Here is a 12,776-nt window from a genome sequence, read left to right as displayed (position 1 = left end):
CGGTTTATCTCCCGTAAAATCTCTCCGTTTTTAAGTAAAAGCCCTTTTGTTCCCAGCTTCTGATAAATAAATGCATATTGTCCATCGGCCGATGTAATGGCCGAATCGCCAAAACTATAGGTGTACGGGCACAATTGATCGGTTTTTCCATCAGGATGATAGCACATTCCGGCAGAGGCCCAATCAACAATAGAATGGCCTACCCAACAAATGGTTTTTAGAGTATTGGTTTTTATACTTTTTCGGTCCATGTTTTACTCAGTGCAATGTTTGGGCTTGGCGATAAGCGTTTGGCGTTAAATTGTTTTAAAATTGAAATTAGCATTTTTATAATTAACCCTAACCTATCCCCTCAAAAAGTTAATCGTATGTAGCCTCCTTAAAAGGCTCTCCACCAACATACAGATCGAAGTTGATGGATAGGCCCAGTTTAGCCATGCGGGCAATATTTTCTCGGCTAATATCCGGACCGCCTATCATTCCATTTCCATTATGGATATCCATAGCAACCTGAATGTAACCTTCGGCTTTTTCTACCAGTTCTGTTACGCCTTTTTTATCTGTTTCGAGATAACTTAATAGTTTGCCCAGTTTATCTTCAAATTCATCGGGTTCGGTATTGGGTAATATCCTTAATCCGCTATATTTATAAACAGCTCTGCCGTTCTTTCTTAAATGGCCTTTATTCCAGCTTTCGTAAACAGATAGGGTAGTGCTTGCTTTCAGTTCAGTTTCGGTTAATGTTGCTGAGGTAGCAAAAAAATAAACGCGGTGATAGGGCTCTGTTCCAATATTGATAATTTTACCCGAAACAGTATCTATGTAAACTGCAAAGTAAAACCGCTCATCCTGTACGGGCAGGTAAGCCACCATACATTCGTGGCTTTCGCAGTCTATCCTGTCTATCTTTAGTTTGTTGCTGATGTAAACTGGTGCATGGATTTCGAGATATTGTTCGGTTACACCTAGTGTTTTTTCTTCGAATTCCTTTTCAATAAGTACTGCAAGCTGTTCGTCTGTCATGAAATACATTTATTTTCCAGATGCTTCTATTCTTTTTCGCCATTCGTATAAGCCATCAAAAACGTCACCATTTAGAAAAGTATCTAAAAACTCGGCGAACGAATTTGTTAATGTGATTACGTTTTTTACTTTGTTGTAAATGCTGTAATCGTTTTTGTTGGCAGGATTTATGTTTATTGCCCAACTATCGCAGTAGATCATGTACTCTGCGAAATGAAAGTCGGTTGGGTGTACCGTATAGGTATTCACCTCTTTTGAATTATCAATAATTTCATCCAGAGGGATAATTCTAAAGATATTTTCTTCTGATTCGAAACCGTTTGCGAAACTGTAAAATTCTACATAATCATCGGGCAGTTTAACATGCATGGCGTTTTCAAAATGTGCAATCTCTTTTGATGAAGCAGGCGCAAAAAGCGTAATTCCAAGTTCGTCACTGTTGGCCTTAATGCGTGCTATAATGTCTGTTATTGTGGGGTGCATGAGTTGGGTTTGTTTGATAATTGGGATTTGGTTGTGGGGTTTTAGCGATAAGCGAAGCAGTCGGAAGTCGGAAGACCGAGGTCGGAGGTTTGGTGTGTAATAGCGAATTGCATACTATGGGGTATGGCGCTGACTTAGTTTGGGAATTGAAATTTGATCATTGGTAATTAGCCTACTGCCCTTGCTTAACGAAGCTAATAATGTCGTCGAATTTTTGATCGAGCAGGAGTTTATAAAGCTCAATTACTTCTTCCCACGAATTTAGTTTTGTACTTATTGTTTCCTGCTCTTCGAAATGGATATAGGCGGTAAGGTCTTTCTCAACCTCTATCACATTTTCATCATTTTTAATAACGCCCACCCAAATTGCCCCATGCTCATCATCCATTTCTTTAAGCTCCCTGATGGCAAGTTTTATATCTTCGATGTTTACATTGTCCATCGCATCAGACCATGCCCGCTGTAAATAATTTTCAGTTTGACTCATTTTTCTATTTTAAAATAACTTGCTCGTATTTAATTAGAGAAGTGTAAAGTGCATAAATTTTTAGCCTGGCAGTTTCAGTTAACCCCTAACTAAAACTAAACCTTTCTCCTCATAATAAATACAATACCCGATGTGCCGCCTGAGCCCGAATAAGTATCGGTATAATCGAGTGTTTGCACAAGTTCGTATTGGTTTTCTACCATATAATTGAGTATTGCAGCGTACGATTTTTTATTGGTTAACATTTCCGAATACTGCCTGCCTTCTTTTACCTGCTCTGGCGAGTCTCCTAAATCCACATCAACTTTCAGCCTTTTGGACAAGAACTTACCCTGGATTAAAATATAGGCATAAGCATACTTTGTATCCTGAATGCGATTTTCGATGATGGCTTTTTTTGTTTCCTGTGAAAAACCAGCAAGTGATATTGTGGTTAGGAGCACTAGTGTTAAAATAAACTTCATTGTTGGTAGGTTTTAGGTGTGTGTTGATTTTGTTGGAAATAAATCTAAAGCACAATATAGCGCATAAGCCGAACAGCTACAAATTTAGTTGGTTATGGTTTTGTTAAATGGACTTGAGTTGAATTTGGTTTCCCGCAGATGCCGCAGAAAAATACCGCAGATTATTGAGGGTTAGCGATTAGCGTATGGCGACTTGCGTTAAGTCCGTCTGAAAATTGAAGTTTGGTTGTTGGGGTTTACCGCCGGGCGTTTGGTGCTTCACGTTAACTTTGTCTGAACATTGGAATTTGATTATTGGTAATTAATCCTGCGAACTGAAAGGTATGGCTGGTATTCTGCGAAATCTGTGCGATCAGCGGGAAACCTTTACCGTCTTTTTACTCCCGCAGATTTAAGGTGATTAGCGCAGCGTTTGGTTGAAAATTTGTTATTGGGATTTAGTAATTTTCAGTTAACCGATTAACTTCCTGAGCGTAGCCGAAGGGTATACAGTTAACCTCTAACGTCATTGCGAACAGAAGGGCAGGCCAGTGATGCGGAGTGAAGCAATCATTTATTCAACATGAGCTTATATTTTCTTAAATGCCTTATATGGTGCAAAAAAAAAAGAGGCCGTATAATTAACCTGCCAAATAGCTAAAATATTAACCATATAAGAAATATAAGGCACATATAAGTTTTACAATTTGCTATTTTCAGTTAACCCTCTTAGCGTAACCTGTCCCGAGTATTCGGGAGTCGAAGGGTATACAATTAACCGCTAACGTCATTGCGAACCGAGGGGCAGGGCCGGTGCGGTGGAGTAAAGCAATCTTTTATGCAACATGAGCTTTTTTTTACTTAAATGCCTTATATGGTGCAAAAAAATGAGGCATTATAATTATCCTGCCAAATAGCTAAAATATTAACCATAAAGGAAATATAAGGCACATATAAGTTGTACAGTTCGCCATTTTAAGTTAATCCATTTGTACAGTCCTCGCTCCTTCATTGCGAACCGAAGGGCAGAGCCAGTGTGTTGGAGTGCATCAATCTTAGAACCTAGCTTATTGGCGTTTCAACCTGCCTGTTCCGAGAATTTTTAAGGCCGTTTTTTGTTGTTCTGTTGTTAGGTTACTGGTATAAAGTGATAGTGCTTTACCACCACTCATTTTTGTGAGGTAAATTCCCGTAATGCCATTTTTTGTGTCTCTGGAGAATACGATCTTTCTGTAAACATTTTGAATGGTATCAACCCTGCAATTTTGGTTTTTGATATCATCAGGGATCGATATCGGGTAATTAAATTTTTTGTTTTCGTACTTACATTCTGCCACAAAATCATATTTTTTATTTTTGGGGTTATCTTTGGCGGTTGCGGGCCGGATATTGATAATTTCGACCTTTGGCATGTTTTTGTGATCATAAGTTATGCCATCTTTCATAAACTGAAATGGAATAGAACTTCGCCAATCTCCATCTTTTAAATATTCATCAATGGTTTCTTCATAATCGTTTGAGTAAAATCCAAAATCAAATTCAAAGGTGATATCATCTCCCTTAATTTTTCCAACATAAGAGTCAACCCCTTGCTCCTCTATAAATTTAAAGTCCTGGGGAAAGTCAAAAAGGTAGTCGCCAACCTCAATTGTTTTCCATTTTTCTTCTGTTTTTTTGTGGGTTGGTTTGCAGCCAAAGAAAAAGAATATTAGCGCAATGCTTAGCAGTGTTTTCATTTGTGGTTAATTGTTGGTATTGCACATAAACCTGTTTGTTGTACAGTTCTTATGCCCTTGTTTTTTGGTGCAAAAAGCCTGGTTTATGATTGGTAATATCTTATTAAGGTTTGTTTAGGCTAACAAAGCGTATACTATAATTTGATTTCCTGGTTATCATCGCCCCAAATTAAAAGTTTGCCAATGTTTTCAATGTTTAATTTTTCGGCCTCATTTATCTTATCCAAACGTTTTTCGAAAGATTGAAGTGCGGTTTTAGCTTTTTCAACTGCTTTTTTGAGCTCATATCGATCAACTGAAAGCGTAATTTCTGATGGTGCAGGTTCAAAAGGTCCATCAAATTCATCAACCAAAAAGTCGAATATAACATTGTCACCATCAAATTTGATCTGTGGGGCAGGGTGCCCTTCGTAATAAGTTTTCTGTTGTGTAGAAAGGCTGTCCCAATATACAATGTCGCTCAGGCCTCCGCAGCATTGGGGAAAATATTTGTCCTTTCCGTTGATATTCAAAACATAACCGCCAAAAAATGTTGCGGCCTGTTGTCGCTCATATTTTCCATCTCTCATTTCCTGCGTATGATCGATGGTGAGTTTGGTTAAATTGTTATCGGTAATTTCTGAGGGTTTAAAAAATGAAGAACCTTTTAAATAAGGTGTCAATTTATCTTTAAAACCTGCTTTTTCAAAACATTCCTGATGATAAGCATTCCAAATTTCAGGATGCTCCCAATATGGATATTTGTGAGGTGCAGTTATCCCCTGGTTATTATATCCGATTTCAATTACCGGTATCAAATCTATAGTGAGCATGCTTGTTAATTTACTTGCTACAAGGTAAGGGTTTTAGCTTACAGTTTTAAATTGGTGTTTTAAAGTTAGCTTGCCATACTGCCCCTAAAAGTATAGTACCATTTGTTGCCAAATGTTTTGGTTGGCAGTTTATTTGCCCGGTAAAATTTTCGGTTAACCGCTAACGTCATTGCGATCCGAAGGATAGGCCAGAGAGGTGGAGTGAAGCAATCTTTTTAGTTTAGTTTCTAATCCGTGTTTTCCGTGCATCCGTGGCTTTAACGACAAAGTAAAGAGGAGTCAGATGTCGGAAGACCGGGGGTCGGAGGCTTAGTGTGTTACCGCGAATAGTTCAATAGTCGGTCGCTGTTTGGACAGTGAAATTTGGTTATTGGGATTTAGCAATTTACAGTTAACCGATTAACCAATTTATACAGTTAATCCATACAAAGCAATTAACCGGTTAACAATAATACTACCCTACCGTAGGCTCTTCTCCTTTACCGGCTGCCCTCCGTGTTTGCAGCAGTGTATAAGTGCTAATGTTCTGGTTCAGCAAATTCACTGTTGCTGCCCATGGTTCGGCACCATCGTTAATATCGAGGTTGGAGTTTATCCTTGTGCGCAGTTTGTAATAAAGCTCGTTGGCCTTGTTGCGTAATTCCTTTAATTTTTCGGTTGGGGCTGTGGCCAGTTCTTCGTTACGCTTGGTGTATGCCGTACTAAAATCGTTATTGGCTGTTTCGAGCTCGGTTAACCAGTTGCCCAGGTTTAAAGCGGTTACGGCCTCCTGCAATTCGGGTTTGTTTTTCCAATCGTTAACAATATTGCGGAGGATGGTGGTTTCGCTTTGGTAATTTTCTTTAGCTATACTGGTGCCGAACAGCGCCAAATGGGCCGAAAGGGTTTTGCCATGTTTGTTCAATATTGCATCGGCACTGTATGATAAACTTTGCACCTGTAAGCTAATGCCGTTAATGGCATCATCCCTCCGTTTATCCAAAGCCTCTATTTCTGCAGTTATCAAACTGGCCTGACTGATTTTGAACAGTTTTTCAATATCATCTTTTGCTGCAAGCAGTGCATCATACTGTGCGCTAACATTAAGTTTTTTTGGATTATTTTTCGATACGATATTTAAGGTATCAGTTAAGAACTGAATATACTCTCCGTTGCGGAGCGGTTGTAATACGATTGAGTTAATCATAGGTTTTAAATTAAATGGTTGAGTGTTTTTTACGTTTTTACTTTGATTTGTTGCTGCCCGTGGCAGGAAGGTTTCGAAGTAACTTTGATTTATTGCTGCCCACGGCAGGAGGGTTTCAAAGTAACTTTGATTTATCGCTGCCCGAGGCAGGAAGGTTTCAAAGTAACTTTGATTTATCGCTGCCCACGGCAGGGAGGTTTCAAAGTAATTTGAGCCTTTTAACCAAAAAAGATACTTTCCTGATTGTTTTTGTACTGTTTTTGCCGAACGCGGAGGTTCCCTAATCATGCCCGTTATTGCCATAACCTTTAAATTTTATGGGTAGTTAAACCCGTTAATAAAATGTGGGATGATTTAATTAACCGTGCGGATGGGAAATGATTGATGCACAGTTAAAAAGGGATAGCACTAAGATAACGAAATGGTTAGTTTTTAGCAAGCCTGGAGTTGGGAGTTTTTAGTAGAGTTTGGCGATGCTTAACCGCAAAGGCCGCGGAGGTTGGGCGCAAAGAACGCAAAGTATAAAGGCTGTCTGATGTCGGAAGACCGGTGACCGAGGTTTGGTGTGTAATAGCAACCGCCCCTTTGTTCCGTCATTACGAACCGAAGGGTAGGGCTGTGGAGTGAAGCAATCTTTTATGCAACATGAGCTTATATTTTCTTAAATGCCATACATAGTGCAAAAAGAATCTGGTATTCTAACGATCCTAAAATATTAACCATATAAGAAATATAAGGTATATATAAGTTGAACCGTTTGCCATTTTCAGTTAACCAATTTATACAATTAACCAGTTAACCAACTAATACAGTTAACCAATTAAAAACTTACAGCTATTTTAAATATATTTGGATATGGAAACCTCCGAAAAAACAAAAAACACGCACCTTGGCCGTAAAATAAGCCGCATCCGCGAGCTCCGCGGCATGAAACAGGAAACTTTAGCCACCGCTTTAGGCATTAGCCAACAGGCCATTAGCAAGCTAGAGCAAAGCGAAGAAATTGAGGATACCACGCTAGAGAAAGTTGCAACCGTACTGGGTGTAACCACCGAAGCCATTAAAGCATTTTCTGAAGAATCGATATTTAATTACTTCAATACATTTAATGATAGCAGTTCAGGCGACTTTAGACAACACTGCACTTTCAACCCGCTAGATAAAGTTGTTGAGCTTTATGAAAGGTTATTGGCAAGCGAGCGCGAGAAAGTAGAGTTGTTGAAGAATAAGTAATAATTAGTCCGATGTCCGAAGACGGAGGACCGAGGCTTGGTGTGCCATAGTGAACCGCCTACTCCGTCATTGCGAACCGAAGGGTAGGCCAAGTGAGGCGGAGTGAAGCAATCTTTTTTAAAAAATTATTGTAAGCACAAGTCTGGCCGTTACACGGGCTAAGGCGCTAAGACTTGCGATAGAATACGTTATGTTATGCTTGATTTTACAAATAGTTTTCCGAAGTCAGTAAGTTCGAACATTCCTTGTTTAACTTTTTGTGAGTCAATGCGGAGATTTTCTGGTATGGAAGAGAAATGATCTTTATATTCGTCTAATAATTTTGCTGTGAGCCTTTGGTAATCTTCCTTGAATATTAAGTAGAAATATTCTGACAAATCCCTAATTAGGCCTAATGAAATAAGGTTGTCTAGGTATATACTTAAATTATTGCTAAAATTTAACTCTACTTCGTCACTTATGTCATTGGCTTTCTGGCATAGTGTAATGTAAGATGATGTATCAATCTGCGGTTTATAATTAGGTTTTAAAAGATCTTCAGCTGATTGTGCTTTAACATCATGTTTTGACAATGTGATATAAGGAATAGCGTCCTTAACAGAGAAATATTTAATAATCTTTGCCTCATCAGGAGATAAGCGATCTATTACCTGAATAAAACTTGGATGCGCAAATTGAATAGTTTCTGTACTTGAAGCAGATGTTAAAAGATTTATAAATGCATTACTAATTTCATCGTTGGAGACATATGTAAATCTCTCCAAAATTGGCATTGAAATTTCTGTAGGAACCTCAATAATTTTACTATCATCAATTTTTGATAGCCGCTCTTCATATTTTTTTAAATTGTTCTCAAAGTAAATTCTTGTTCTTTCATTTGCCCATTTTATTGGCCAAAGTAAAGTGTTCCCAATATTAATGATAGTTCCTAAAGCTTCGCTGACTTTCCTTCCAGGATTAGATAATATATCATCATAAGCTTTTTCAACAACTTTGTTGTTCCCCAGATTAATTAAAGATTTATCCATATATATTCTGAATTTTTACTTCAATTTAATAAAGGAAGTAACACTATTTAATTTAATAACCACAATATAATTAATTCATGACAAATAATAGGCATATTATTAATGCCTCCTTGGTGCAGATCTGGTATGCGGACTTACATAAGTTCCATCTTTTCTGGTATAACCTTTTACATGAACAGTTCCTCCCGAAGAAGTACTTGACCTAGTTGTAGAACCGGAAGATGAAGACCCGCTTGATGGACTATTTTTGATTAATCTGCCATATTTATATAATGTAACAGGCAATCCATCATAAACATAGCCATATCCAGTTGTAAACGTAAGATTATCAACCTGCTTTTTTGAGAGTCTTTTTAATCGTCTCCAGCTTGATAGCTGTGAGCTAAAGCCATTTGTAGTTCCATACTTTATCGATGTACTTTTTTTGCCTTTCAAATACAAAAAAGCTTTACCTGCCTCTATTGAAGTTGGTTGATCGATTCCATTTAATGTGCTGTAAACCGATGTTTCTGTATCTGAAACTGTAAGGTAATAATTTGTAGTGCAGCTCGAAAGCATGAACATTGCTACAAAGAATAAGAGATTTAATCTTTTCATTTTTTTAATATTATTGAGCTAGCTAATTTAAATATCAAAACGGCCGTAATGATACGGGAAACCATAAATACTCATTTTTGGTTATGTTAGTTGTGGTTCAATTATTTTGTAAAAGTCCAAAGAACGAATCGGTATCTTGTATTTTGCAACCATTTGATATGCATGCATTATATTTATTACCTTTGCGGCTCTTTCTAACTAAGGTTTATTCATCGCATTATACATGGGCAAAAACAGCATCGGCTCTACCATTACATATTTCTTTTTAGGCGAGTATTTTTCTGATGCCCTGCGCACCACCATTACCGTGGTATTGCCCATTATTTTATTCTTTTATTTGGGTAATCCTGAGGCTGCAAAAGGAATAGGGGTGGGTGCTTTGTTAATCAGCCTTACCGATTTGCCCGATAACCGGCTGAATAAATTGAAAACTGCCTTGTGGAGCATCATCGTATTTTTTACTGTTACCCTCGTGGTATCGTTGGTGTTGTATAGCCAATACCTTACCGCTGCGGTACTGGTGCTGGCTGCCTTTAGTTGCTCTATGTTTGCGGTGTACGGGCAAAAGCCATCGCTTATTGGCACCATGGCGCTTATTGTGTGCACGTTTGTAATGGGGTTGCACCCGGCCAGGCCGCTGTATTTTAGCAGTTATATTTTGTTGGGTGGCGTTTGGTACTATGTAATCAGTTTAATCCAGATTTTGATATGGCCTTACCGCTCGCTGCACCATGCTATTTTTGAGTGTTTAATGAGCAGTGCCACCTTTTTAAATGCCAAGGCCAAAAATTACGATGTGGATGTACCGTTGGATCTGCAACAGAAAGAAGCCATTAAACTGCACATTAAGGTTAACCAGAAACACGAGCTGATCCGTAATTTGTTGCTTACCGATAAGTACGCCATGAACCCCGATAACCCCAAAGGGCAACTGCTGTTGGAGCGGGCGAGGTTACTGATCGATTTATACGAACAGCTTAATGCCGTACATTACGATTATGCTTTGGTGCGCAAAACGCTGGCCACAGGTACCAGTTTAAAACTGATTGCCACATTGATAGAGTTGCTGGCAAAAGAGCTGGAAGAACTGGGCAGGCACGTACGTTCGGCAAAGGCTTATATGGGCGAGGTAGCCACCAATTTGGAATACCACCAGAAACGTGTAATGTTGCTGCGAGAGATGGAAAGCCTGAACGAAACCCAACGTAAAATTGTGCTGAAAGTAGTTTCGAACATGAATGATATTGTGCGCATTATCGAAATGATAAGGGGTAACGAGTGTACACCCGGGAAACATTTGCAGGAGCTGAGCGGTGCAATTTCCTATCCGTTATTTATCACCGGCGATCGTTTTTCGATTAAAGAACACCTTACCTTGAAATCGCCCATATTCAGGTTTTCGTTGCGGCTGGCCATCTGTTTCCTTTTCGGTTTTTTATTGATCTGGCAGCTCGAACCGAGTAAGTACAGCTACTGGCTTTTTTTAACGTTGGTAATTGTGGCGAGGCCAAAGTTTTCCATCACCTGGAAACGCAACCTGCAACGTTTAAAGGGGAGTCTTGGCGGTGTGGTAATTGGTTTGGTAATGGTTTATTTTGTGAAAAGTCCGGCCGTGCTGTTATCTTTTTCGGCGGTTTTCTTGCTGGGGTTTTATGCCTTTAACCGTTTAAATTACACCATCAGCGTGTTGTTTATTACCCCTGCCGTAATATTAACCTTGGGCAGTTACCAGGGGCATTTTGATCATATTGTACACGATCGTGTTTTATTTACTGTACTGGGCTGTGTGATTGCCATTTTTGCCACTTACCTTTTTCCTATTTGGGATAGCCGACAGTTAAAGGCGAAAATAAACAGGGCCACGCAGGATAGTTTGCAGTATTTACAGGTAGCTATTGAGCGTAAAGAAAACCTGGGAGAAAACATTTCGCGTATGGCGCGGAAAAATGCGAACCTGAGTTTATCGGCACTGAGCGAAGCGATTGAATCGGCCAGTCAGGAGCCTGTACGCAAACACCTCGATTTTAATGCACTTTATGGTGTGCAATCAACCGTTTACCAGATTAACGCCATTATTACTTCCATTTACCTTTCGCTAAACCACAAACCCGAACAGGCCGATCCACAAGTGGTAAAGCAGATTGTAAATAACCTGAGCGATGGCGCGGTTTTACCAACCGGAAGCAATGAGCAACCTGATGAAATAGACCCCGGGAGCGACCATTCTACGAAACAGAAACTGGCACATATTGAGGCTTTGTCTGTAGCGTTTAGCAGGTTTAATGCAGCTTTTAGGGGCTAGTTTTTTTCTCACGATTCGTCCGTCCCCATTCAATTTCGTGCGATTTGCCTTTGGCCCTAGCCCCGATTGAACGAATCCCGATTTTACATCGGGAGCAGGGAAAGCGGGACCGAAGCAACCCTAAGAACCGCTGATGATGCGCTCTAAAACACTAGCTTTATTGTTTTTACCACCTAGTAGAGTCCGTGTCTCTTTAAAGGAGGAATGAAAAGCTGTGGGAGGTCGAACCATTTATCTGCAAGGACCCTGAAATTCATGCTTGCGCTCGTTTCCAAACGAGTGCATAAATAGTTACACGATTTTATCGTTGTAAACGATATCCTATTCAACGCTCGTTAGAAACGAGCGTTAGCGGAGGTATACAATTAACCCTTTTCACTAGCGAAGTACTTTCTTAGAGTTGTCAACTTCCGTGCGTTGCGCCTATTTAAAGTTGACAACTCAATAACTCCTGCTTGTCCCCCTTTGAAGGGGGCAGGGGGATGTATTTAGGCAAGGGGATGCAATTAGGCTAGGGGGATGGAAGCTGCAAAAGCTTGTAACAATTAACCAGTTAACCGATTTATACAGTTAACCGTTTTATACAGTTAACCTTTTCAGCAGTTATTCTTATCTTGTGCCCTTTAATAATTTCTCCACATGAAAAAGTCATTCCTAATTCTTTCCCTGCTCTCTTTTTTAACGGTAAATATATATGCACAGCAGAAACCCAATTTCTGGGATGATGTGCAAACAATTAAAAAGTACGATCAGATGTATAAGCCACCTGTTCATCCGGTGTTGTTTGTAGGAAGTTCTTCTATACGTAAATGGGATGATTGTACACAGATTTTTGCAAAGTATAATGCTTTAAACCGTGGTATTGGCGGTGCAGTAATTAACGATATTACCTATTATTTAAATGATGTGGTTTTTCCTTACCAGCCGAAACAGGTTGTGCTTTATGTTGGCGAAAACGATCTGCCGAACGAAACGGTAACACCCGATACGGTTTTAAACCGCACCATTAATTTATACCGCGCCATTAGGGCCAAATTGCCAACCGTGCCCATTATTTATATATCCATTAAACCAAGCCCTAGCAGGGATAAGTTTAGAGAAAAGGCAGTGGCTTCGAATGCTTTGATCAAAAAGTTTTTAGCTGGCGAAACCAACACCACTTTTATTGATGTATATGCTTTAATGCTGACGAAAGACGGCAAACTTAGACCTGAACTTTTTGTAGAAGATATGCTGCACATGAACGCTAAAGGTTACGCCATTTGGCGAAAAGCCGTTGAGCCACATCTAATAAAGTAATATTTCCTAGCGACTAGTCCGTCCCCCTTTTTAAGGGGGTAGGGGGATGAAGCATGCAATAGCTTAAAAAATATCCAGGGTGATGAAAAGCTGCGCAAACATAAACCAGAGTCCAAAAATTTCACCATATAAGACATGTGAGATCAT

At 39.4% G+C, this 12,776-nt stretch carries 13 protein-coding genes; 3 read left to right on the top strand and 10 right to left on the bottom strand.

The window, feature by feature from the left end:
• The 8 genes from B2V92_RS15005 to B2V92_RS14970 form a co-directional block, all read right to left on the bottom strand.
• A partial coding sequence (locus B2V92_RS15005) for a hypothetical protein (RefSeq protein ID WP_293309529.1) occupies window positions 1-251 on the bottom strand: 251 nt, incomplete at its 3' end.
• Between the two features lie 109 nt (window positions 252-360).
• A complete protein-coding gene (locus tag B2V92_RS15000) occupies window positions 361-1,023 on the bottom strand; it encodes a DUF4279 domain-containing protein (protein ID WP_293309527.1) in 663 nt (220 codons plus the stop codon).
• Window positions 1,024-1,032: 9 nt separating this feature from the next.
• Window positions 1,033-1,506 carry an SMI1/KNR4 family protein gene (locus B2V92_RS14995; protein ID WP_293309525.1) on the bottom strand — a complete coding sequence of 158 codons (474 nt, stop codon included), beginning with the start codon at window positions 1,504-1,506 and terminating at the stop codon, window positions 1,033-1,035.
• A gap of 172 nt (window positions 1,507-1,678) precedes the next feature.
• A complete protein-coding gene (locus tag B2V92_RS14990; protein WP_293309523.1) occupies window positions 1,679-1,993 on the bottom strand; it encodes a hypothetical protein in 315 nt (104 codons plus the stop codon).
• Between the two features lie 95 nt (window positions 1,994-2,088).
• Window positions 2,089-2,457: a hypothetical protein gene (locus B2V92_RS14985; protein WP_293309521.1), complete on the bottom strand. Its 369-nt coding sequence runs from the start codon at window positions 2,455-2,457 to the stop codon at window positions 2,089-2,091.
• 1,046 nt (window positions 2,458-3,503) lie between these two features.
• Entirely contained in the window at window positions 3,504-4,172 is a 669-nt protein-coding gene (locus tag B2V92_RS14980) for a hypothetical protein (RefSeq protein WP_293309519.1), read from the bottom strand.
• A 134-nt stretch (window positions 4,173-4,306) separates the two neighbouring features.
• Window positions 4,307-4,984, bottom strand: a complete 678-nt coding sequence (locus tag B2V92_RS14975; RefSeq protein WP_293309517.1) for a hypothetical protein — start codon at window positions 4,982-4,984, stop codon at window positions 4,307-4,309.
• Between the two features lie 454 nt (window positions 4,985-5,438).
• A complete protein-coding gene (locus B2V92_RS14970; RefSeq protein ID WP_293309515.1) occupies window positions 5,439-6,170 on the bottom strand; it encodes a DUF6261 family protein in 732 nt (243 codons plus the stop codon).
• 855 nt (window positions 6,171-7,025) lie between these two features.
• Between B2V92_RS14970 and B2V92_RS14965 the strand changes: the two genes are divergently transcribed.
• The gene (locus B2V92_RS14965; RefSeq protein ID WP_293309513.1) at window positions 7,026-7,403 is read left to right on the top strand and encodes a helix-turn-helix domain-containing protein; all 378 of its coding nucleotides are present in this window, start codon (window positions 7,026-7,028) and stop codon (window positions 7,401-7,403) included.
• A gap of 188 nt (window positions 7,404-7,591) precedes the next feature.
• On the opposite strand, the gene B2V92_RS14960 is transcribed toward B2V92_RS14965, so the two are convergent.
• Together B2V92_RS14960 and B2V92_RS14955 are read right to left on the bottom strand one after the other, a co-directional pair.
• Entirely contained in the window at window positions 7,592-8,431 is an 840-nt protein-coding gene (locus tag B2V92_RS14960) for a DUF4393 domain-containing protein (protein WP_293309511.1), read from the bottom strand.
• 99 nt (window positions 8,432-8,530) lie between these two features.
• The gene (locus B2V92_RS14955; RefSeq protein WP_293309509.1) at window positions 8,531-9,028 is read right to left on the bottom strand and encodes a hypothetical protein; all 498 of its coding nucleotides are present in this window, start codon (window positions 9,026-9,028) and stop codon (window positions 8,531-8,533) included.
• Window positions 9,029-9,251: 223 nt separating this feature from the next.
• On the opposite strand from B2V92_RS14955, the gene B2V92_RS14950 reads away from it, so the two are divergent.
• Together B2V92_RS14950 and B2V92_RS14945 are read left to right on the top strand one after the other, a co-directional pair.
• Window positions 9,252-11,330, top strand: coding sequence for an FUSC family protein (locus tag B2V92_RS14950; protein ID WP_293309507.1), 2,079 nt, complete (start codon window positions 9,252-9,254; stop codon window positions 11,328-11,330).
• Window positions 11,331-11,969: 639 nt separating this feature from the next.
• On the top strand, window positions 11,970-12,629 hold the full coding sequence (locus tag B2V92_RS14945) for a GDSL-type esterase/lipase family protein (protein WP_293309505.1): 660 nt from the start codon (window positions 11,970-11,972) through the stop codon (window positions 12,627-12,629).
• Window positions 12,630-12,776 lie beyond the last annotated feature (147 nt).

It is taken from the genome of Pedobacter sp. UBA5917, from assembly GCF_002432345.1.
In the GTDB taxonomy this organism is placed as follows: Bacteria; Bacteroidota; Bacteroidia; order Sphingobacteriales; family Sphingobacteriaceae; genus Pedobacter.
This window is presented reverse-complemented; position numbering and strand designations above follow the sequence as displayed.